This window comes from Amycolatopsis jiangsuensis (assembly GCF_014204865.1).
In the GTDB taxonomy this organism is placed as follows: domain Bacteria; phylum Actinomycetota; class Actinomycetes; order Mycobacteriales; family Pseudonocardiaceae; genus Amycolatopsis; species Amycolatopsis jiangsuensis.
Genome location: NZ_JACHMG010000001.1, coordinates 4,389,993 through 4,411,101 on the forward strand (window position 1 = coordinate 4,389,993; position 21,109 = coordinate 4,411,101).

At 67.9% G+C, this 21,109-nt stretch carries 28 protein-coding genes; 5 read left to right on the forward strand and 23 right to left on the reverse strand.

Features of this window, described 5'->3' with window-relative positions; genetic code table 11:
- The 18 genes from rplX to BJY18_RS19520 form a co-directional block, all read right to left on the reverse strand.
- Positions 1-315, reverse strand: a complete 315-nt coding sequence (gene rplX, locus BJY18_RS19435) for a 50S ribosomal protein L24 (RefSeq protein WP_184781321.1) — start codon at positions 313-315, stop codon at positions 1-3.
- Positions 315-683: a 50S ribosomal protein L14 gene (gene rplN, locus BJY18_RS19440; RefSeq protein WP_098511599.1), complete on the reverse strand. Its 369-nt coding sequence runs from the start codon at positions 681-683 to the stop codon at positions 315-317. Before rplN ends, rplX begins: the two co-directional genes overlap by 1 nt.
- Positions 684-758: 75 nt before the next feature.
- Entirely contained in the window at positions 759-1,037 is a 279-nt protein-coding gene (gene rpsQ / locus BJY18_RS19445; protein WP_184781322.1) for a 30S ribosomal protein S17, read from the reverse strand.
- A complete protein-coding gene (rpmC, locus tag BJY18_RS19450) occupies positions 1,034-1,279 on the reverse strand; it encodes a 50S ribosomal protein L29 (RefSeq protein WP_184781323.1) in 246 nt (81 codons plus the stop codon). Before rpmC ends, rpsQ begins: the two co-directional genes overlap by 4 nt.
- A complete protein-coding gene (rplP, locus tag BJY18_RS19455) occupies positions 1,279-1,698 on the reverse strand; it encodes a 50S ribosomal protein L16 (protein ID WP_184781324.1) in 420 nt (139 codons plus the stop codon). Before rplP ends, rpmC begins: the two co-directional genes overlap by 1 nt.
- A 3-nt stretch (positions 1,699-1,701) precedes the next feature.
- On the reverse strand, positions 1,702-2,544 hold the full coding sequence (rpsC, locus tag BJY18_RS19460; protein ID WP_184781325.1) for a 30S ribosomal protein S3: 843 nt from the start codon (positions 2,542-2,544) through the stop codon (positions 1,702-1,704).
- The gene (gene rplV, locus BJY18_RS19465; RefSeq protein WP_184781326.1) at positions 2,544-2,966 is read right to left on the reverse strand and encodes a 50S ribosomal protein L22; all 423 of its coding nucleotides are present in this window, start codon (positions 2,964-2,966) and stop codon (positions 2,544-2,546) included. Before rplV ends, rpsC begins: the two co-directional genes overlap by 1 nt.
- 31 nt (positions 2,967-2,997) lie before the next feature.
- On the reverse strand, positions 2,998-3,279 hold the full coding sequence (rpsS, locus tag BJY18_RS19470) for a 30S ribosomal protein S19 (RefSeq protein WP_184781327.1): 282 nt from the start codon (positions 3,277-3,279) through the stop codon (positions 2,998-3,000).
- An 18-nt stretch (positions 3,280-3,297) separates the two neighbouring features.
- The gene (rplB, locus tag BJY18_RS19475) at positions 3,298-4,131 is read right to left on the reverse strand and encodes a 50S ribosomal protein L2 (RefSeq protein ID WP_184781328.1); all 834 of its coding nucleotides are present in this window, start codon (positions 4,129-4,131) and stop codon (positions 3,298-3,300) included.
- Positions 4,132-4,146: 15 nt separating this feature from the next.
- Positions 4,147-4,458, reverse strand: coding sequence for a 50S ribosomal protein L23 (gene rplW, locus BJY18_RS19480; protein ID WP_098511610.1), 312 nt, complete (start codon positions 4,456-4,458; stop codon positions 4,147-4,149).
- Positions 4,455-5,144 (reverse strand): 50S ribosomal protein L4, encoded by a 690-nt coding sequence (gene rplD / locus BJY18_RS19485; protein WP_184781329.1) that lies wholly within the window; start codon positions 5,142-5,144, stop codon positions 4,455-4,457. Before rplD ends, rplW begins: the two co-directional genes overlap by 4 nt.
- Before the next feature lie 2 nt (positions 5,145-5,146).
- Complete coding sequence (rplC, locus tag BJY18_RS19490; RefSeq protein ID WP_184781330.1) at positions 5,147-5,797, reverse strand: 50S ribosomal protein L3; 651 nt, start codon at positions 5,795-5,797, stop codon at positions 5,147-5,149.
- A 32-nt stretch (positions 5,798-5,829) separates the two neighbouring features.
- Positions 5,830-6,135: a 30S ribosomal protein S10 gene (gene rpsJ, locus BJY18_RS19495; RefSeq protein WP_098511615.1), complete on the reverse strand. Its 306-nt coding sequence runs from the start codon at positions 6,133-6,135 to the stop codon at positions 5,830-5,832.
- Between the two features lie 398 nt (positions 6,136-6,533).
- On the reverse strand, positions 6,534-7,727 hold the full coding sequence (gene tuf / locus BJY18_RS19500; protein ID WP_184781331.1) for an elongation factor Tu: 1,194 nt from the start codon (positions 7,725-7,727) through the stop codon (positions 6,534-6,536).
- A gap of 127 nt (positions 7,728-7,854) precedes the next feature.
- A complete protein-coding gene (gene fusA / locus BJY18_RS19505; RefSeq protein WP_184781332.1) occupies positions 7,855-9,954 on the reverse strand; it encodes an elongation factor G in 2,100 nt (699 codons plus the stop codon).
- 75 nt (positions 9,955-10,029) lie between these two features.
- Positions 10,030-10,500 carry a 30S ribosomal protein S7 gene (rpsG, locus tag BJY18_RS19510; RefSeq protein ID WP_005166770.1) on the reverse strand — a complete coding sequence of 157 codons (471 nt, stop codon included), beginning with the start codon at positions 10,498-10,500 and terminating at the stop codon, positions 10,030-10,032.
- The gene (gene rpsL / locus BJY18_RS19515) at positions 10,500-10,874 is read right to left on the reverse strand and encodes a 30S ribosomal protein S12 (RefSeq protein ID WP_003102113.1); all 375 of its coding nucleotides are present in this window, start codon (positions 10,872-10,874) and stop codon (positions 10,500-10,502) included. Before rpsL ends, rpsG begins: the two co-directional genes overlap by 1 nt.
- Positions 10,875-11,230: 356 nt before the next feature.
- Positions 11,231-11,383, reverse strand: coding sequence for a hypothetical protein (locus tag BJY18_RS19520; RefSeq protein WP_184785072.1), 153 nt, complete (start codon positions 11,381-11,383; stop codon positions 11,231-11,233).
- Between the two features lie 84 nt (positions 11,384-11,467).
- Between BJY18_RS19520 and BJY18_RS19525 the strand changes: the two genes are divergently transcribed.
- Positions 11,468-11,950, forward strand: a complete 483-nt coding sequence (locus tag BJY18_RS19525; RefSeq protein WP_184781333.1) for a GNAT family N-acetyltransferase — start codon at positions 11,468-11,470, stop codon at positions 11,948-11,950.
- A gap of 27 nt (positions 11,951-11,977) precedes the next feature.
- Here the strand turns inward: BJY18_RS19525 and BJY18_RS19530 are convergent, their stop codons facing one another.
- The 5 genes from BJY18_RS19530 to BJY18_RS19550 all read right to left on the reverse strand — a co-directional run bounded on the left by BJY18_RS19530 (position 11,978) and on the right by BJY18_RS19550 (position 16,754).
- On the reverse strand, positions 11,978-12,466 hold the full coding sequence (locus BJY18_RS19530; protein ID WP_184781334.1) for an MmpS family transport accessory protein: 489 nt from the start codon (positions 12,464-12,466) through the stop codon (positions 11,978-11,980).
- A gap of 56 nt (positions 12,467-12,522) precedes the next feature.
- Complete coding sequence (locus BJY18_RS19535) at positions 12,523-12,768, reverse strand: hypothetical protein (protein WP_184781335.1); 246 nt, start codon at positions 12,766-12,768, stop codon at positions 12,523-12,525.
- Positions 12,769-12,794: 26 nt separating this feature from the next.
- On the reverse strand, positions 12,795-13,025 hold the full coding sequence (locus BJY18_RS19540) for a hypothetical protein (protein ID WP_184781336.1): 231 nt from the start codon (positions 13,023-13,025) through the stop codon (positions 12,795-12,797).
- Positions 13,026-13,059: 34 nt separating this feature from the next.
- Positions 13,060-14,820: a hypothetical protein gene (locus tag BJY18_RS19545; protein ID WP_184781337.1), complete on the reverse strand. Its 1,761-nt coding sequence runs from the start codon at positions 14,818-14,820 to the stop codon at positions 13,060-13,062.
- A 71-nt stretch (positions 14,821-14,891) separates the two neighbouring features.
- Entirely contained in the window at positions 14,892-16,754 is a 1,863-nt protein-coding gene (locus tag BJY18_RS19550; RefSeq protein ID WP_246458926.1) for a selenium-binding family protein, read from the reverse strand.
- Positions 16,755-17,364: 610 nt separating this feature from the next.
- Here BJY18_RS19550 and BJY18_RS19555 point away from each other — a divergent pair.
- Genes BJY18_RS19555 through BJY18_RS19570 form a run of 4 tightly spaced genes read left to right on the forward strand, consistent with a single transcriptional unit; the run spans position 17,365 to position 21,071 of the window.
- Positions 17,365-18,015 (forward strand): YbaB/EbfC family nucleoid-associated protein, encoded by a 651-nt coding sequence (locus BJY18_RS19555; RefSeq protein WP_184781338.1) that lies wholly within the window; start codon positions 17,365-17,367, stop codon positions 18,013-18,015.
- Complete coding sequence (locus BJY18_RS19560) at positions 18,012-18,347, forward strand: type VII secretion target (RefSeq protein ID WP_184781339.1); 336 nt, start codon at positions 18,012-18,014, stop codon at positions 18,345-18,347. The genes BJY18_RS19555 and BJY18_RS19560 overlap by 4 nt, the downstream gene beginning before the upstream one ends.
- A 12-nt stretch (positions 18,348-18,359) precedes the next feature.
- Positions 18,360-19,523 (forward strand): hypothetical protein, encoded by a 1,164-nt coding sequence (locus BJY18_RS19565; protein WP_184781340.1) that lies wholly within the window; start codon positions 18,360-18,362, stop codon positions 19,521-19,523.
- Between the two features lie 9 nt (positions 19,524-19,532).
- Positions 19,533-21,071: a hypothetical protein gene (locus BJY18_RS19570; protein ID WP_184781341.1), complete on the forward strand. Its 1,539-nt coding sequence runs from the start codon at positions 19,533-19,535 to the stop codon at positions 21,069-21,071.
- Positions 21,072-21,109 lie beyond the last annotated feature (38 nt).

A 21,109-nucleotide genomic window follows, 5' to 3' on the forward strand; every position in this document is an offset into this window, starting at 1 on the left:
TCAGATGTCCTTACCGTTCCGGCGCGAGACCCGGACCTTCTTGCCGTCCTCGCCGATGCGGTAGCCCACCCGGGCCGGCTTGCCGTCCGAGTCCACGACCATCACGTTCGACACGTGGATGGGCGCTTCCTGGGTGACGATGCCGCCGGACTGCGCGCCACGCTGGGTCTGGCTGATCCGGGTGTGCTTCTTGATCCGGTTCACGCCCTCGACCAGGACGCGCTCGCGCTCCGGGTAGGCCTGGATGACCTTGCCCTTGGCACCCTTGTCCTTGCCGGCGATGACGACGACCGTGTCGCCCTTCTTCACCTTCATCACAACACCTCCGGCGCGAGCGAAATGATCTTCATGAACTTTCGGTCGCGCAGCTCGCGGCCCACCGGGCCGAAGATGCGGGTGCCCCGGGGCTCGTTGTCGTTCTTGATGAGCACGGCGGCGTTCTCGTCGAAGCGGATGTAGGACCCGTCGGCACGACGGCGTTCCTTCACCGTGCGGACGATCACGGCCTTGACCACGTCGCCCTTCTTCACCCCGGCGGCCGGGATGGCGTCCTTCACGGTGGCGACGATGATGTCGCCGATACCGGCGTAGCGCCGCCCGGAACCGCCGAGCACACGGATGCAGAGGATTTCCTTCGCACCCGTGTTGTCGGCAACCCGAAGCCGCGACTCCTGCTGGATCACGTCAACTCCTGTATGTCGCGCTGGTTCTCGCTCGACACGAGCCTTGCGGAACTAAGGACTCAGAAAGAGCCCTGCTTACTTGGCCTTCTCCACGACCTGCACCAGACGCCAGCGCTTCGTCGCCGACAGCGGCCGGGTCTCCATCAGGGTGACCCGGTCGCCCACGCCCGCCTCGTTGTTCTCGTCGTGCACCTTCACCTTGGTGGTGCTGCGGAGAACCTTCGCGTAACGCGGGTGCTTCTTGCGGTCCTCGAGCTCGACCACGATCGTCTTGTCCATCTTGTCCGAGACGACATAGCCCTCGCGGACCTTGCGGTAGTTCCGCACGACCTTCTCGGTGGTGGGCTCGCTCATGCGGCACCTTCACTCTCGGTGTCGGGGGCCACGGACAGGCCGAGCTCGCGCTCACGCATGACCGTGTAGATCCGCGCGATGTCCGTGCGGACGGTGCGCAGCCGACGGTTGTTGTCCAGCTGCCCGGTCGCCATCTGGAAACGGAGGTTGAACAGCTCCTCCTTGTACTCCTTCAGACGCAGCACGAGCTCCTCCGCGGTGAGCTCACGAAGCTCGGATGCCTGAGCGGCTCCGCTCGCCATCAGAACTCACCACCTTCACGGGTCACGATGCGGCACTTCATGGGCAGCTTGTGGATCGCGCGACGGAGCGCCTCGCGGGCGGTCTCCTCGTTCGGGAAGCTGATCTCGAACATCACGCGGCCCGGCTTGACGTTGGCGATCCACCACTCCGGCGAGCCCTTACCGGAACCCATCCGGGTTTCGGCCGGCTTCTTGGTCAGCGGGCGGTCCGGGTAGATCGTGGTCCACACCTTGCCGCCACGCTTGATGTGCCGGGTCATCGCGATACGCGCGGACTCGATCTGCCGGTTCGTCACGTAGCTGTGCTCGAGCGCCTGGATGCCGAACTCGCCGAAGTTGACCTTCGTACCGCCCTTCGCGGCGCCGTGGCGCTTCGGGGAGTGCTGCTTCCGGTGCTTGACCTTGCGCGGGATGAGCACGTCTCAGCCCTCCGTCTTTTCTGCGGTCTCGGCAGCCGGGGCCGCCTCGGTCGCGGTGTCGCTCTTGGCGGCGGCAGCGGCGCGCCCGGCCTCGGTCGAGGTCGCGGTCGTGCCCGACGCACCGGAACGGCGCGGACGGGACGGCCGGTCACCCCGGTCGCGGCGGGGGGCCCGCTCGGCGGCCGCGGCGGCGTCCCGCGCCTCGCGGGCCTTCAGGCCACCGACCAGCTCACCCTTGTAGATCCACACCTTCACGCCGATCCGGCCGAACGTCGTCTTGGCTTCGAAGAAGCCGTAGTCGATGTCGGCACGCAGCGTGTGCAGCGGGACCCGGCCGTCGCGGTAGTGCTCGGAACGGGACATCTCGGCACCGCCGAGACGACCGCCGCACTGCACGCGAATGCCCTTGACCTGCGGCGAGCGCATCGAGCTCTGGATCGCCTTGCGCATCGCGCGGCGGAACGCCACGCGGTTGCTCAGCTGCTCCGCCACGCCCTGTGCGACCAGCTGCGCGTCGGCCTCGGGGTTCTTCACCTCGAGGATGTTCAGCTGGACCTGCTTCTTGGTCAGCTTCTCCAGCGCGCCGCGGATCCGGTCGGCCTCCGCGCCGCGGCGGCCGATGACGATGCCCGGCCGGGCGGTGTGGATGTCCACGCGGACCCGGTCACGGGTGCGCTCGATCTCGACCTTGGCGATGCCGGCCCGCTCCATGCCCGTGGAGAGCAGCTTGCGGATCTTGACGTCCTCGGCCACGTACTCCGCGTACTGCTTGTCGGCGTACCAGCGCGACTTCCAGTCGGTGGTGATCCCCAGGCGGAAGCCGTGCGGGTTGATCTTCTGGCCCACTACCGGCCACCTGCCTTCTTCTTGCTCTGCGCCTTCTTCACGTCGGCCTTCGGACGCGACTCCACCTCGACGGTGATGTGGCTGGTCCGCTTGCGGATCCGGTACGCACGGCCCTGGGCCCGCGGGCGGATGCGCTTGAGGGTCGGGCCCTCGTCGGCGTACGCGTTCTTGACCCAGAGCGTCTCCGGGTCCAGCTGAAGGTTGTTCTCGGCGTTGGCCACAGCGCTGGCGAGCACCTTCGCAACCGGGCCGCTGGCCGCCTGCGGGGCGAACCGGAGCACGGCCAAGGCGTCGGCGGCGCTACGTCCCTTGATGAGCTCGATCACCCGGCGCACCTTCATCGGCGAGTCCCGGACGAAGCGAGCCCGCGCGTACGCCGTAGGCAGTTCAGCCTCGACGGTCGCGTCGTTCTGGGCGTTCATCGCTACTTCCCTTGTCTCTTATCGTGCCCGCTCAGCGGCGGCGCGACTTGCGGTCGTCCTTGATGTGACCCTTGAAGGTCCGCGTCGGGGCGAACTCGCCCAGCTTGTGACCCACCATCGACTCGGTGACGAACACCGGGACGTGCTTGCGGCCGTCGTGCACCGCGATCGTGTGACCCAGGAAGTCCGGGATGATCGTGGAGCGACGCGACCAGGTCTTGATCACGGTCTTCTTGCCCGACTCGTTCAGCGCGTCCACCTTCTTGAGCAGGTGGTCGTCCACGAACGGGCCCTTCTTGAGGCTACGTGGCATGTTGTTCTACCTCCCTGCTCAGCGCTTCTTGCCGGTACGCCGGCGGCGGACGATGAGGGCGTCGCTCTGCTTGCGCTTGCGCGTACGACCCTCGGGCTTACCGTTCGGGTTGACCGGGTGACGACCACCGGAGGTCTTCCCTTCACCACCACCGTGCGGGTGGTCGACCGGGTTCATCACGACACCACGGACCGTGGGGCGCTTGCCGCGCCAGCGGCTGCGGCCTGCCTTGCCCCAGTTGATGTTCGAGTGCTCGGAGTTGCCGACCTCGCCGACCGTGGCGCGGTTGCGCACGTCCACGTTGCGGATCTCGCCCGAAGGCATCCGCAGCTGGGCGTACGGACCGTCCTTGGCGACGAGCTGCACACGCGCACCGGCGGACCGGGCGATCTTCGCGCCGCCGCCGGGGCGGAGCTCGATCGCGTGGATCACGGTGCCGACCGGGATGTTGCGCAGCGGCAGGTTGTTGCCCGGCTTGATGTCCGCGCGCGGACCGTTCTCGATGCTGTCGCCCTGCTTCAGCTTCTCCGGGGCGATGATGTAGCGCTTCTCGCCGTCGGCGTAGTGCAGCAGCGCGATGCGCGCGGTGCGGTTGGGGTCGTACTCGATGTGCGCGACCTTGGCCGGCACGCCGTCCTTGTCGTGACGACGGAAGTCGATCACGCGGTAGGCGCGCTTGTGGCCGCCACCCTTGTGCCGGGTGGTGATCTTGCCCGAGGAGTTCCGGCCGCCCGAGCCGCTCAGCGGACGCAGCAGCGACTTCTCCGGCGTGGACCGGGTGATCTCGGCGAAGTCCGAGACGCTCGAACCGCGACGACCCGGGGTCGTCGGCTTGTACTTGCGGATGCCCATTGTCAGCTCAGTCCTTTACGCGGTGGGTCCGCCGAAGATCTCGATCGCCTTGCTCTCGGGCGAAAGAGTCACGATGGCGCGCTTGGTGTCCTTGCGCTTGCCGAAGCCCGCGCGAGTCCGCTTCCGCTTGCCCTGACGGTTGGCCGTGTTGACGCTGACCACCTTGACGCCGAACACCTTCTCGACCGCGATCTTGATCTGGGTCTTGTTGGCGTCCGGACGGACGATGAACGTGTACTTGTGGTCCTCGAGCAGCCCGTAGGACTTCTCCGAGATGACCGGCGCGAGCAGGATGTCGCGGGGATCAGGGATGGCGATCGAGCTCACTTCGCGTCACTCCCTTCCGCAACTTCGCTTTCGCGCGCCACGGCCTTACCGCTCTTGCCCCGTGCGGGGCCGGCGACGAAGGCGTCGTAGGCGGCCTTGGTGAACACGACGTCGTCGTTGACGAGCACGTCGTAGGTGTTGAGCTGGTCGGCCCAGATCAGGTGGAGCTCCGGCAGGTTCCGCAGGGAAACCCAGCTCAGCTCGTCGTCCCGGTGCAGCACCACGAGCACGCGCTTGGCCTGGGTGACCGCGGCGATGGCGGTCTTGGCCGTCTTGGTCGAGGGCTTCTCGCCGGTGACCAGTTCGGTGACCACGTGCAGCTGCCCGGCACGCGCCCGGTCGGAGAGGGCACCGCGCAGGGCGGCGGCCTTCATCTTCTTCGGGGTGCGCTGGGTGTAGTCACGCGGCGTGGGGCCGTGCACGGTGCCACCGCCGGCGAACTGCGGCGCCCGGGTCGAACCCTGGCGGGCGCGGCCGGTGCCCTTCTGGCGGTACGGCTTCTTGCCCCCACCGGAGACCTCGCCGCGGGTCTTGGTGTCGTGCGTGCCCTGGCGTGCGGCGGCCTGCTGGGCCACCACGACCTGGTGCATCAGCGCGATGTTGGCCTGCACGTCGAAGATCTCCGCGGGGAGATCGAGCGTGCCGTCGGCTTTACCGGCCGGGGTCTTCAGCTCGACGCTGGTCATCCTCAGTTACCACCCTTCGCGGCGCTGCGCACGAACAGCAGGCCGCCCTTGGGACCGGGCACGGCGCCCTTGATCAGCAGCAGGCCGTCCTCGGCACGCACCGCGTGCACGGTCAGGCCCTGCGTGGTGACCCGGTCGTTGCCCATCCGGCCCGCCATCCGCAGGCCCTTGAACACGCGGCCGGGGGTGGCGCAGCCACCGATCGAGCCCGGCTTGCGGTGCACGGCCTGGGCACCGTGGCTCGCGCCCTGGCCCTTGAAGCCGTGGCGCTTCATGACACCGGCGTAGCCCTTGCCCTTGCTGGTACCGGTCACGTCGACCGAGACGCCGGCGTCGAACACCTCGGCGGTGATCTCCTGACCGACCTCGTAGGTCTCCGCGTCGCTGGTACGCAGCTCGGCGAGGTAACGCCGCGGGGTCACGCCCGCCTTGTCGTAGTGCCCGGTGCGCGGCTTGTTCACCTTGCGCGGGTCGATCGCGCCGAACGCCAGCTGCACGGCCACGTAGCCGTCCTTGTCCTGAGTCCGAACCTGGGTGACAACGTTCGGACCGGCCTTGACGACGGTCACCGGGACAACCCGGTTCTGCTCGTCGAAGACCTGGGTCATGCCGAGCTTGGTGCCCAGGATGCCCTTCACTTGCCTGTCAGACATGAGTCTCTTATCTCCGCCGCTCGCCCAACGCTTTACTGGATGTTGACGTCGACGCTCGCCGGGAGGTCGATGCGCATGAGCGCGTCCACCGTCTTCGGCGTCGGGTCGAGGATGTCGATCAGACGCTTGTGCGTGCGCATCTCGAAGTGCTCGCGCGAGTCCTTGTACTTGTGCGGCGAGCGGATGACGCAGTAAACGTTCTTCTCGGTGGGCAGCGGCACCGGCCCGAGAACCCGGGCGCCGGTGCGCGTGACCGTCTCCACGATCTTGCGCGCAGAGCTGTCGATCGCCTCGTGGTCGTAGGCCTTGAGCCGAATGCGGATCTTCTGTCCCGCCATGGTGGCTGCGTTCCTTGTCGTCTCGTGCCGCTTTGTCTCGTCAACCCAGGCCGAGGCCTGGGTTTCAGCAGTTCAACGGCCCTGTCCCCGGTCCACGCGGTCGGGCGTGTCGCGCCTACCGCACAGACGGATCCCGCGGGATCGTCGTCTTGCCTGGTCTTCCTCTACGTGAGGAGGCCGCGAGCCGGCGATGGTGCACCAGCACCGTGCCGTGTTCTCGGCCTGTGCCCGCCAGCCTCACCCGAAGGAAGAGCTCCACGGACCGTGGCCACTCGCGCGGGGGCGGCCGGAACCCCGCAGGGTTCGGCCGCCCCGGAACGAGCAACCTGATTAGTGTCGCACACGTGATTTGACGCCCTCGACCCGGGGGTGTATGCCCCGCGCCGAGGGCGCCGAAATCACTTGTTGATCTTGGTGACCTGGCCCGCGCCGACGGTCCGGCCACCCTCGCGGATGGCGAACCGCAGACCCTCGTCCATCGCGACCGGCTGGATCAGCTGGACCGAGATGTCCGTGTTGTCGCCCGGCATGACCATCTCGGTGCCCTCGGGAAGGGTCACCACGCCGGTCACGTCGGTGGTGCGGAAGTAGAACTGCGGGCGGTAGTTGTTGAAGAACGGCGTGTGCCGTCCGCCCTCGTCCTTGGCCAGGATGTAGACCCGGCCCTCGAAGTCGGTGTGCGGGGTGGTGGTGCCCGGCTTCACGACGACCTGACCGCGCTCGACGTCCTCACGCTTGATACCGCGCAGCAGGAGGCCGACGTTGTCGCCCGCCTGGCCCGAGTCGAGCAGCTTGCGGAACATCTCGACGCCGGTGACCGTGGTCTTGGTCGACTTGTCGCGGATACCCACGATCTCGACCTCTTCGTTCACGTTGACCTGGCCGCGCTCCACCCGGCCGGTCACGACGGTGCCGCGGCCGGTGATGGTGAAGACGTCCTCGATCGGCATCAGGAACGGCTTGTCGAGTTCACGCACCGGGTCCGGCACGTTGTCGTCGACGGCGTGCATGAGCTCGAGCACGGCGGCCGACCACTTCTCGTCGCCCTCGAGGGCCTTGAGGCCGGAAACGCGCACGACCGGCGCGTCGTCGCCCGGGAACTCCTGCGAGGACAGCAGTTCACGGACCTCCAGCTCGACGAGCTCGAGGATCTCCTCGTCGTCGACCATGTCCGACTTGTTCAGCGCCACGACGATGTAGGGCACACCGACCTGGCGGGCGAGCAGCACGTGCTCGCGGGTCTGCGGCATCGGGCCGTCGGTCGCGGCGACCACCAGGATCGCGCCGTCCATCTGGGCGGCACCGGTGATCATGTTCTTGATGTAGTCCGCGTGACCGGGAGCGTCGACGTGCGCGTAGTGACGCTTCTCGGTCTGGTACTCGACGTGCGAGATGTTGATCGTAATACCGCGCTGCTTCTCTTCCGGCGCGTTGTCGATCTGGTCGAACGCACGGGCCTCGTTCAGCTCCGGGTACGCCTCGTGCAGAACCTTGGTGATCGCCGCGGTCAGCGTGGTCTTGCCGTGGTCGACGTGACCGATGGTGCCGATGTTGACGTGCGGCTTGCTCCGCTCGAACTTCGCCTTCGCCACTGGAATGTCCTCCTGGACTGGATTTCGCTTTGTGCCCGCGGGCCCGGCGTGGCTGCCGTCCCACGATATTTCTCGTCAGTGCTGCGGACGTTCAGGAGTGTTCCCTCAAGCCCGCGAGCGAAGGGGATTACTCCCCCGTCGCCTTCGCGATGATTTCCTTCGCGACGTTCGCGGGAACCTCGGCGTAGGAGTCGAACACCATGGAGTAGTTCGCACGACCCTGGGTGCGGGACCGCAGGTCGCCGACGTAACCGAACATCTCCGACAGCGGGACCAGTGCCTTGACGACACGGGTACCGGCGCGCTCCTCCATGGCCTGGATCTGGCCACGGCGGGAGTTGAGGTCGCCGATCACGTCACCCATGTAGTCCTCGGGAGTCGTGACCTCGACGGCCATCATCGGCTCGAGGATGACCGGACCGGCCTTCCTCGCGGCTTCCTTCATCGCCATGGAACCGGCGATCTTGAACGCCATCTCCGAAGAGTCGACCTCGTGGTACGCGCCATCCAACAAGGTGAACTTCAACCCGACGAGCGGGTAGCCGGCCAGCACGCCGTACTGCATGGCGTCCTGTGCGCCCGCGTCGACCGACGGGATGTACTCCCGCGGCACGCGGCCACCGGTGACCTTGTTGTCGAACTCGTAGAGGGCACCGTCGGTGCGCTCCAGCGGCTCCAGCTTCACGATGACCTTCGCGAACTGGCCGGAACCACCCGTCTGCTTCTTGTGGACGAAGTCGAGCTTGTCCACCGTCTTCTTGATGGTCTCGCGGTAGGCCACCTGCGGCTTACCGATGTTCGCCTCGACCTTGTAGTCGGACTTCATCCGGTTGACGAGCACCTCGAGGTGCAGCTCGCCCATGCCGGCGATGATCGTCTGCCCGGTCTCCTCGTCCAGGTTGACCTGGAAGGTGGGGTCCTCCTCGGCCAGCCGCTGGATCGCGATCGACAGCTTCTCCTGGTCGGCCTTCGTCTTGGGCTCGATGGCCACGCGGATGACCGGCTCCGGGAAGGTCATCGACTCGAGCACGATCGGCTTCTGCGGGTCGCTCAAGGTGTCACCGGTCGTGGTGTCCTTCAGCCCGATGACCGCGTAGATGTGGCCGGCCTGGGCGTCGTCGACCGGGTTCTCCTTGTTGGAGTGCATCTGGAAGATCTTCCCGATGCGCTCCTTGCGCTCCTTCGTCGCGTTCACGAGCTGGGCGCCGGAGGCGACCTTGCCCGAGTAGACCCGGATGTAGGTCAGCTTCCCGAAGAACGGGTGCGCGGCGATCTTGAACGCCAGCGCCGCGAACGGCTCGTCCACGGACGCCTTGCGGGTGACCACGGTCTCGCCGTCGGGCAGCAGGCCCTCGACCGGCGGCACCTCCAGCGGCGACGGCAGGTAGTCGATGACCGCGTCCAGCATCGGCTGCACGCCCTTGTTCTTGAACGCGGAGCCGGCCAGCACCGGGAACGCCTCGCGGGTGACGACCAGCTTGCGGATGCCGGCCTTGATCTCGTCCTGGGTCAGCTCGTCGCCCTCGAGGAACTTCTCCATCAGCGAGTCGTCGGTCTCGGCGACGGCCTCGATCAGCTTCTCGCGGTACTCGGCCGCACGGTCGGCCAGGTCGGCGGGGATGTCCTCGACGGCGTAGTCCTCGCCCTTCTTGACCTCGCCGCGCCAGACCAGTGCCTTCATGCGCACCAGGTCGACGACGCCCTCGAACTCGTTCTCCGCGCCGATCGGCAGCTGGATCGCCACCGGTCGCACGCCGAGGCGGTCCTCGATCGTCTTCAGGGTGTAGTAGAAGTCCGCGCCCAGCTTGTCCATCTTGTTGACGAAACAGATGCGCGGGACCTCATACTTGTCCGCCTGCCGCCAGACCTGCTCGGACTGCGGCTCGACGCCCTCCTTGCCGTCGAAGACCGCGACCGCGCCGTCGAGCACCCGCAGGTTGCGCTCCACCTCGACGGTGAAGTCGACGTGCCCGGGGGTGTCGATCAGGTTGATCTGGTGGTCGGCCCAGAAGGTGGTGGTGGCAGCCGAGGTGATGGTGATACCCCGTTTCTGCTCCTCCTCCATCCAGTCCATGGTGGCGGCGCCGTCGTGGACTTCGCCGAGCTTGTAGTTGATCCCGGTGTAGAACAGGATCCGCTCGGTGGTGGTGGTCTTCCCGGCGTCGATGTGCGCCATGATCCCGATGTTGCGGACCTTGTTGAGGTCGGTCAGCACGTCACGTGCCACGAGAATGTTCCCCTGTCTCAAGCGTGGGGCCCGGCATGGCTCGACCCGAAGGACCGGGCGGCGGCACCGGACTGATTACCAGCGGTAGTGCGCGAAGGCCTTGTTGGACTCGGCCATCTTGTGCGTGTCTTCCCGGCGCTTGACGCTGGCGCCGAGACCGTTGCTCGCGTCGAGCAGCTCGTTCTGCAGGCGCTCGATCATCGTCTTCTCGCGGCGGGCCGCCGAGAAGGAGACCAGCCAGCGCAGCGCCAGCGTGGTGGAGCGGCCGGGCTTGACCTCGATCGGCACCTGATAGGTGGCGCCACCGACGCGGCGGCTCTTCACCTCGATGGTGGGCTTCACGTTGTCGAGCGCACGCTTCAGCGTGACGACCGGGTCGGTGCCGGTCTTCTCGCGAGCGCCTTCCAGCGCGCCGTAGACGATGCGCTCGGCCAGGGACCGCTTGCCGTCCTTCAGCACCTTGTTCACCAGCTGGGTGACCAGCGGGGAGGCGTAGACGGGGTCGGAGATCAGCGGCCGCTTCGGCGCAGGACCCTTGCGAGGCATTAGCTCTTCTCCTTCTTCGCGCCGTACCGGCTGCGCGCCTGCTTACGGTTCTTCACACCCTGGGTGTCGAGCGAACCGCGGATGATCTTGTAGCGAACACCCGGCAGGTCCTTAACCCGGCCACCGCGCACGAGCACCATGGAGTGCTCCTGGAGGTTGTGGCCTTCACCCGGGATGTACGCGGTGACCTCGATGCCGCTGGTCAGCTTCACACGAGCAACCTTGCGCAGGGCCGAGTTCGGCTTCTTCGGGGTCGTGGTGTACACGCGGGTGCACACGCCACGACGCTGCGGGCTCCCCTTGAGGGCCGCGGTCTTCTGCTTGGCAGCCTTGTCCTGGCGGCCCTTGCGGACCAGCTGCTGGATCGTGGGCAATGGACCAGCTTCCTGTCGTGATCTTGCTTCTTCGTGTCTTCACCGGCCCCCGCGGTCGGGCGTGTCGGCCCGCGTCACGGTCTCTCGACCGGTAACTTCCCGGAGGGATTTTCCGTCGGAACCCCACGTGGACCAGGCCGGTGAACCGGGTGCGCGAGCACCCCGCTCATGCCCGACGGCACGCGGAGCGGCCCGACGCCTGCCGGGCACGGTCTCCAAAGATACCCGGCCACCGCACGCGCGGTCCGGGCGGGGGGTCGCTAGCGGCGGCGACCGGCCATCGTAACCCCAGACCGGGCGTCCGGTGGCCCGCGCCGCGCGGGAACCCGGACAGAACAACGTGACCGGTCGCCCGGCTATTCCTCGTCGGGCTTCGCGTGGTCCGGGTGGCCCGGGTTCGGGTCCCGCGACAGATCGATCAGCGGGTGCACCCCGGCACCCTCCGGTGCGGCGTGACTGCCCTTGCTCTTGCTCTCCCCCGGCCGGTCGGCGTTTTCGCTGCCGTCCATGACGCACTCCTCGGTTCGACTTCCCCTGCCGATCGCACGGTACCGGGCGCGGAAACCGCTGGACGGGGTCCCCAGGATGAGGGAGTGGAGTGGACGATCACCGAGGTCCCGAGCGGGAACCCGAGCGCGGTGGCGGTGGTCAGGGAGTACCTCGACGAGGTGGCCTCCCGGTACTACCGGCGCCCGGCGACGCCGGCGGAAGTGGACGCCGTGCTCGCCGAGGAGCCGGCGGAGGACCTGGTGCCGCCGCGAGGTGCGTTCCTGCTGGCCAGGTGCGACGAGGAGACCGTGGGCTGCGCCGGCGTGCGAGTGGTCGGCCCGGGGTGCACGGAGCTCACCAAGGTCTACGTGCGCCCGGCCCACCGCGGCCACGGCGGCGGCCGGCGTCTGGTCGGAGCGGCGGAGGCAGTCGCTTCGACAAGACTGGGGTCGGTGCTCATGCGCCTCGACACGAGACACGATCTGGTGGAGGCTCGCGCGCTCTACGCGGCGACCGGGTACGCCGAGGTCGAGCCGTTCAACGACGACCGCTACGCCGAGCACTGGTTCGCGAAACGGCTCGGCTGAGCCACCGACCGGACGTGCCGGCGGAGATCAGCCGAGTCGTCCGGTGCAGCTGGCCACTTCGCCGTTCGCGGCCTTCTCCGAGCGCACGAGGACCCCGTTGACCGAGACCCGGCATTCGACCGAGCCGGCCGACTGGCTCATGAGCTGCACGGTCGGGGCGACCGCGCTCTTCGGCCAGTTCAGTTCCTTGTGCCAGGGCAGCGCCACGGACAGCTCCTGGTGCACGAGGCCGAGCCCGTTGTCGTCGTAGACCACGGTGGCGGTGCCGGAGCCGGCCAGGTCGTAGGTGATGTGCCAGCCGTCCGGAGCGGCACCGGCCGAGGTGCTCGGGGCCAGGGTCCGGGTCACCGTGCGGTCCGGCGCGCGCTGCGGCATCGGCGCGGAGGTCGTGGGCGCCGTCACGGCCGCTTGTGTGGGGGCCGGATCGTCACCCGTGCCGAGAATCACCACGACGGCGGCCACGGCCGCCACCGCGATGCCCGCGATCGCGAGCCGTCCGGCGAGCTGTCTGTCCATCTGCGACTCCTCACGCGGTGACCGGTGGCTCCCCGGCGGGGAGCCACCGGAACAGCTCAGTACCCGCCGGCCGGGCTCGGCAGGATCTTGCCCGGCACGCCGTTGAGCGACTGGATCAGGCCGAGCACCGGGACACCCAGCGGTGCGAACGTCCAGATGTTGTTCAGCCCGCTGGTGTCCGGCTCGTCGACCACGACGACGCCGTCGTCCTGGGTGGCGGCGAGCGCGGGCACGGCGACGCCGAGCACGCCGGCTCCGGCGAGGGCCACGACGGCGGTCGCCCTGGCGAGGGTGGTGCGCATGGTTGTTCGTCCTTTCCGGTCGGAAGTCAGGAAATCGCGGTGATCAGCCCGAACACCGGGGCGAGCAGCTGGGTCGGCGCCGGCACGGTCGGCGCGAGCAGGCTGCCCGCGTCGAGACCGGGCACGACCCAGATCGCCGGTGGTGCGGCGGCGGTGCCGGAGTCGGGGGTGGCGGCGTCCGCCACTCCCCCGGCGATCCCGGCGAACCCGCCGGCGAGCACCAGCGGCAGCAGGATCCGGGCGGCAATGCGTTTCATGGGTTCCTCTCTTTCTCGGGCGGGGGTTGCCCGATCAGCGCAGGACGCCGCTGATCGGGACGACTGTTCCGTCCGGGATCCACTGACCGGCGTAGTCGCGGGCGGCCTGCATCCCGGGCGCGTGCGGTTCGGTCGGGTACATCGGCATGGCGTTGACCTGCGCGGCCGCGTAGAGCTGCACCTCACCGTTGACTTCCGGCCACTGCGGGCCGAGCCAGCTCTCGAAACCGCCGAGGCTGGGGCTTTCTCCACCGAAGGAACTGCCGACGGTCACCGCGTAGCTGAGGGCCAGCTGTTCACGCGGGTCGAAGCGCAACGGCATCGCCGCGCTGGCCACTGTGTTCACGATGGGCCCGTTGAGCAGCCACGGTGCGACGTACAGGCCGAACTGGTGCGTCGGCTTCAGTCGCTGTGACTCCGCGGCACGGCTCATCGCCAGGTAGCCGTCAGCCCAGCCGGAGACAACGACGAGTGCGGTGTCAGCGGCAGCGTCGGAACGCACGGGCAGACCGTGGCGCGCAGCGGTGTCCCGGACGAGCTTCGCGGCCTGTACGCCACGCGGTGACCGATCTTCGACAAGCGTGATCGCGGAAGGCTTCCGCGTCGTGAGGAACTCGACCAGCTTCACGAGCGAGCCACTGTCTTCCGACGACAGCGCGTCGGACGGACAGCTGGTCAGTACGTCACGCTTCTGCGCCACCAGACCACCGAGGGCGGCTTCAGCGCACTCCGGCGCATCGGCGTCCGCGATGGCCGGCCCCGGGTCGGTACCGGCGTCCACGTCGACCGTGGTGGTGGCGTCACCCTTGTGCACGACAAGCGTGCTGCGGCCAGGCGGCAGGTCCACTTCGGCCCAGCTGCCCTCCGCCCCCGCGCGCGCCACGGCAGGCGAGACGGTGCCGTCCTCGACTTCGGCCGACAGGTCCGATCCGGAGCTCGCGGGGAAGTGCACGAGGTTGCGCCCCGGCCGTTGCGGGCTCACGAGCACCGGCACCGAAGCCCCACCGACCGTCGAATCGGCCAGCAGCGGAACGCCGGGCACCGGCAACGGCGGCGGCTGCGGCACCGCTGCCAGCGCACTCCACGCCACGAATCCCACCGCGACCCCGGCAACGCCGTAGCGATAAGCGCGCAGGGAAGCGTTGCGGGACAGGAGAACCAGCGACAGCACCGAGACCGCTGCGGGCAGCAGCACCACGACGAGCACCGCGATGCCGAACAGCGATTCGTACAGCCGCCGGTCGAAACCGACGCCGGACACCGCGAGCTGCACCACGCCGGCCAGCGTCAGCAGTCCGCCGAGCGTCACCGACAGCGGGCCGACGCGCAGTGGCGTCGAGCGCCACTGCTCCACCGGCACCCATGCAGACAGCAGCGTGATGCCGAACCAGAGCGCGGCGGCCGCGACGTACACGGTGTCGATGGCGAAGTCGATGCCCGATCCGTCGATCGACGTCTCCAGCACCACGAGTACGACGAGCGCCAGCGCCGCCCAACGGCCGAGGGACGGCCAACGCAGCAGTACCGGCACGGCCAGCGCCAGCACGATGTGGATGATCAACGCGACGAGGTTGACGTCGACGGTCGCCGCCGAGACCCCGGCCAGTACTGCCGAGACGAGCCCCAGCGCGCCGACTGTGAACCACAGTTTCCGCGGCAGCTGGCCGACCAGCGGACGCAGGATCCCGGTACCGGCGAGGAACGCCGTCGCGAGCAGCAACACCAGCCGCAGCACCAGCGCCGCACTGTCCACACCGGACGACCCGGTGCTCACCGGGGTGGAGTGGTGATCCATGAGAACCCTTCCGGGGAGAAGCCTCGTGAGTGTCGGGTCCGGTCAGCACCGCCCCGACACTCACGAGGGGGTCACTTCACGTCCGCGTCGGCGACCACGAACAGTTCGGAGTGCGGCTTGGCGTTGCCGAAGTCCCCGTGTGGCCACGATTTGCGGTTGAAGTTGATGCCGACCTGACCGGTGATCTCGTCCCGGAAGTTCTGGTCGACGGCGATCTTCCCGTCCGGCGAGAGGTTCAGCAGGTTGACCTTGTGGTCACCGTCCAAACCGGACCGGGCGACGAAGTAGTTCGACGCGGCGATGTGCTGCGGCTGGTCCGTCTCGTGGTAGAAGCCGTCCTGGCCGAGTACGAAGTTGTCGTACGCGCCCCAGTGCGGTCCGGCCCCTGCCACTCCCGGGTTGATCGGCGCGGCACCGACCAGCGTCGGCAGATCGCCGCCGCCGCCCTGCTGCGCCTTCTCCTTGGTGTCGACGCGGCCCTGGATGTCCTCGACCTTGTCGCCGGCGTTGACCAGCTTCTGGATGTCGAGCACGTAGACCCCGCCGGTGGTACCCGGGTCGTCCGGCCCGAGCGTGCCCTTCTGCCTGCCCTGCACCGCGTGGTACAGGAACCTGTCGTCCGGGCTCGTCTGCACCCACCCGCCGTTGGAGCTGGAACCGATGGAATCGTTGCCGGAGTAGATCGACTTGCCCGCGGTGCCGTCGTCGAACACCTCGATCCAGTGCGGTTCCTTCGCCGTGATGTCCGGGGTGTAGAAGATCGCGCCACCCTGCATCGTCTCGGCGAACGCGCCCTTGTGCCCGGGCAGGTGCGTCACGGTGGTCTCCATGACCGCACGGCTTTCCGAGTGCAGCGGGTCCGCCGGATCGGCGCGCGGACCGTCGGCCAGATAGGACACCGACTTCAGCTTCGGGTGGTTGCGGTCGGAGATGTCCCAGGTCCGCACGGTCGGCCGGCGAAGATAGGGCGAGGGCTGCTTCACCGGGTCGAGGATGATGTTGCGCGGTTCCGCGTAGTCACTGGTGACCAGTGTGTTCAGATCCTCGCGGGCCTGGATGCCGTGCGGATTCGCGCAGGAGGGCTTGCCCAGCTGCGGAAGGTTGTCGCACAGCTTCTGGTTGTCGCCCTGCGGGGTCGCCGCCGGGCTCTGTGAGAGCACCTGACCGTTCTGGTCGAAGTGCACGACCTCACCGGGGCTGCCCGCGAAACCGTTGCCGATCTGCGTGGAACCGTCCTGGTAGGTGTAGGGGCCCGGGACCACCGGGCCACCCATGTACGTGCCGTACGCCGTGCCGTCGTTGAGCACCCAGTACGCGTCGGGCACCGAACCGCCGAGCGTCTGCGTCGGCAGGCTCACGCCCTTGAGCTTCAGCTGGGGCAACGCACTGACGTCGAAGGCGTAGGTGGCCGCGGCGAACAGCGCGCCGGCGTAGATCGTGTCGCCCTTGTGCCACACGTACTGCATGTGGTGCGGCTCGTTCTCCACGAGCGGGCCGACGGTCGCGGTGTTCACCACCTTCCCGTAGGTCGGCGAACCCTGCGTCGCGTCGATCACGGCGAGGAAATCGGGGCCCGGCAAGGCGTTCTTCACCTTGCCCAGTCCACCGCCGAGCGAACCCGGCAGGTTCTTGACGTCCTTGACCGCGGTGTCCGCGATGTTCTCGTCACCCGCCCAGACCAGCAGCCACTTCTTCGGTGTGCCGCCGTCCGCGCGTGACTCCGCGGTGAGATCCTTCGACACCAAGTGGTTCTGCACCCAGTACTGCTTGCCGTCGGACGCGGTCTTGGCGTCGGTGACCACCTGCACGTCGGCGTAGGCACTCGTGGTGGACCCGGTGTAGGTCACCGCGCCGATCGCGAGCGCCAGCGCACCCGCGACGGTCAGCACTTTCCGCCATCGGGGCAATGCCCCCGAGGTGGAGCTGAATCGCATTGTGTCTCCCTGTTCTTTTTTCGTCCGAAGCGCCGCCCCGGCACTTCTTTCCCCGTTTTTCGCCGCGCAGCGCGAAAGGCCCCGACGAAGCCGGGGAAGCATCGACCCGCTCCGGGCAGAACCGTTGCGGGACAGCAGGAATCTGCCGCCGAGCCGCGGCAGGCGAAAACCTCAGGAATCCCTACACAAGGCACTGGCCTGGTGCCGCAGATCGACGTGCCGACGGCACACGAGGGGAATCGGAGAGGACATGCGCGGAATACTGCGGGCGAACCGGACTTAGTGTCAATCCGGTCCAGAACGGGTGGGCACCGGCCAAAGGGGTGACCGTCCCATTCCCTGGACCGGAGTTGCGTGAGGTTTTCCCGCCCGGCGTCCGCTGACCTGCACTGGGCCGTTCGGACGCATCACGGACAGTCACCACCGTCGGAATCCACGGTCCGGCCCGCCGTAATGTTCGTGACCGTTTCGTTACTGAAAACCGGGAACCCACCGTACGCGGCATCCGACAGAACGCGGGCGGAATGTGCCGGGATTCGGGGCGGGAATCGGACCGAACCGGCATAATCCCCACATCAGCACCCGCAGCACGGCAAGTGAGGGGACCGACGTGTCGGCAGAGATGGATCGCCTGGTCGCCGAGTTCGACAAGTTCCAGGCCAAGATCAAGAAGGCGGAGACGCAGTTCGCCAAGGTCGGCGACATGCAGCAGGAACTGGCCGACCTGGAGGCGCAGGCGCAGTCCCCGGACCGGTCGGTCACCGTGGTGGCCGGCCCGAGCGGTTCGGTCAAGGACCTCCGGTTGACCGCCGACGCGCTGCGCCATCCGCCGCAGCAGCTGGCGTCGACCATCCTCAAGACCCTGCACCAGGCCGTCGCCGAGGCGACCAGGCAGCAGGCAGGCATCGTCGACGCGGCCGTGGGCGAGGCATTCGGCATCGACGTCTCGGCGCAGGTCCTGGAAGCGCAGGCCGAAGCACTGGGCACCACAGCCGAGGCGCTGACCGCCCAGGCCGCACCGGCCCCGCCACCCGCGGAATTCAGCCACGACGACGTCCTCCGCCGGGACGCTCCCCCACCGCCAGCCATGCCCGCCCCGCCGGCGCCACCCGCACGGCCTGGCCCGCCGGCGCCACCGGCCCCGCCCGCCCCACCGGCCCCGTCCGCACGGCCCCGCCCCCGCCGCCCCGCCCCGGAAACCGACGACGACGACGGCTACTTCCAGAACCAGGACCTGTTCAACCGAGGTGACCAGCGATGAGCCCGACCAACGGCGGTCACACCGTCGATGTCCCCGCCCTGCGCACTTACGCCAGCACCCTCGAGAACTACAAGACCGAGGCAGGCAAGTTCGGCAACCTGGTCAACCAGGCCGACGTGACCGACAAGTCGTGGGGACTGATCGGGCTCGCCGTCAAGCAGACCTACACGAGCAAGCTCGACGAGCTGCGTGAACTGCTGGAGGCGATGAAGTCCGGGGTGGACGCGTTCAGCGCCAAGATGAACCAGGCCGCCGAGATCTACGACGGCCACGAGCAGGACACGGTCATGACGCTCGGCAAGTTCGACGCCAAGATCGACGGACCACGCTGAGCAGGGGACAGAATGGGACAGGACAGCGTCGCGGACGGCATCAAGGACGACATCAAAAGCTACGACGACAGCCTCGGGCAGAACGCGCTCGATGCGGCGAAGAAGGCGCCGGTCCTAGGCAAGGCCGTCAGCACGATCGCCGGAGCGAAAGAAAATATCGAGTCGGCGGAGGACGCCGGCGACATTGTCGCCGCCAGTGGCCAGCTGGTGCAGGAAGGTGCCGCATTCGTCGCCGGCGCAGCCGTGGACGTCGCGAGTTTCGCGCTCGACCCGATCGGCTCCCTGGTCAGCAGCGGTCTGAACATGCTGATCGAGCTGATCCAGCCGCTCCAGGACGCGCTGCACTTCGTGACCGGCGACGGTCCTTCGCTCAAGACCGCCTCCGGGAACTTCGTCGAGATCGGCAAGGGTTTCGTCACGCTGGCCGACGACTTCGTCAAGACCGGTGACGAAGCGCTCAAGGACTGGCAGGGCGAAGGTGGCGAAGCTGCCAAGAAGGCGCTGGCCCAGTTCGCCGATGGCATCAGGGGCATCGGCTCGAGCGCCGGCGCGGTCGCCGAGACCCTGCAGATGTGGTCGATGGTGATGACCGTCATCGAGGAGGTTGTCAAAGCCATCATCTCCGAGCTGGTCAGCTGGCTGATCTACCTCTGGCTGCCCGCCCTCGCCGCTTCCGTCGTCAGCGTCGGCACGTCCGTCGCCGCCGCGATGACCGCGTCGGTCGCGAAGGTGGCCGGCGTGGTGAGCAAGGTAACCAGGCATCTCGGCAAGCTCGGCCAGCTGCTGGAGAAGTTCGCGACCTTCCTGGCGAAGTGGACCGACGACCTGATCAAGCAGGGTTCCAAGCTCAGCCGCACCGGCCGGATGGTGACTCCCGGCGAAGAGAGAGCACTCACCGGTGCGATCGCCAATGCCACCAAGACCAAGGCGAAAACCTTCGGCGACGCCGCACTCGACACGCTCAAGAACGCCCCGGGCGAGACGCTCAAGCAGGCATTCGGCGTGAACCCCAGCGACCTGGGCAAGGGCTCGGCGTACGCCGGCAGGGCCGGGTTCGATGCCGCCGACAAGATGATCAGCAACACCAGGGACCTCACCGGTTCGGAGGAGGCCAGTGACGACTCCGGGAATCACAGCGCACAGGAGACCCGCGAGAACCTGGACATGGGCCAGTAGGGTCGCCGGATGGACGACGTGCTCGGGCCCTGGGCCATCCTCGGCGGCTACGCGCTCGCCTTCGTGCTGCTCTGGATCGCCGGCTGGACCGAGCGCAAGAGCCGGACGATGTCCGCGGTCTGCTACGCGATCAGCGGGATCGTCCTCTCCGAGACCACGCTGTACTGGTTTTCGGTGGGTGCCGACAGTGCAGTGCCGCAGCTGCTGTGGTTCGTGTTCCCACTCGCCGTGACGGCCCTGATCGCCTGGCGTGGCTGGCACCAACGGAACTGGATCAAGCGCCTCGGCGGCGTCGCCGAGCCGACGTTCGGCGTCCTGCCGCGGATGGGCCTCGCGGTGCCACTCGACCATCCGGACCCCTGGCCTCGGCGGGCGACGGTCGAATTCGACCACCAGGGCCACCGGCTGCTGGGCATCGAGTACTCGATCCAGCCACCGCGCGGGGAAGAAGCCTTCGCCGGGGTTTCCCGGGTGGCCGAAGAGATCGACTCGATCAACTCGGCGGTCCAGCTGCGCATCCCGTCCGTGCCGGCATTGATGATCTCGCCCCTGACCAAGGCGCTCGAACCGGAGCACTTCACCCCGCTCGAGGACGCCCGGATCGTCCGCAACGCGTTCGGCTGGCTGCAGCCGGACACGACCATGCAGGAGTTCAAGGTCGATCCGGAGTTCGATCGCCGGTTTTCGGTGTCCACTTCGGACCCCGAGTTCGCCGCCGCGGTGCTCGCCGGCGACGTCCGCGAGATGGTCATGACCGACCTGTGGTTCCGGGTGCACCACGTCGCCTTCCACGGTGATGCGATGTGGACCACCGACACCGGCGGGTTGACCGAAGACCGGATGTTCGACAACTCCCGCCGGCTCGCGATACTGGCCGCCACCGTACCCGCCACGGTGTGGGAAAGGTGGGCCGGAGACCGGGAGTTTCACACGCTCAGCACCCGAGCCGGTACCGATTACTACTCCTGGTCCGGCAACCGCGGCGGTTTCGTGCGTACCCCGGTGAACCACCGCCGGGAGGCCGCCGACCAGCAGCCGCTCACCTCGGTCTCGGTGACCGTCCGTTCACTGATCGCACTGGCACTGGTGGTCACGGGCTTCGGCCCGGTGGTCAACTCGGCGGCCGCAATCACCGGGCTGGCCCCGCACGTGCAACTGACCGTCACCAACACCAGCGCGCGCGGCAACCGCCATTGCGTCAGCACCACCAGCGGGCTCTCCTGCAGCACCGATCGGGCCACCCTGCGCGGAACCTACGAGGAGGACGGCTCGGTGCGGGAGGTCTCGGCCGACTGGTTCGGCGATCTGCCGAGCCAGGGCGACGTCGTCGAAATCATGGTGGGCCCGCTGTGGGGGCACCCGGGCTACCAAGTCGACGACCGGACCTACGCGGTCACCGATTTCCTGCTCACCCTGGTCCTGCCGTTCCTCGGCCTCTACCTCGCCCGGCGTACCTACCTGCCGCGCCCGTCACGGCGCGCCCGCAAGCAGCGCAAGCAGCGAAACCTGCAACTGACTGGCGAACCCGCGGAACAATCGAAGCCGTAACGGCGTTCTGCGAGGTATCAAGGGCATCGATTCCCGCG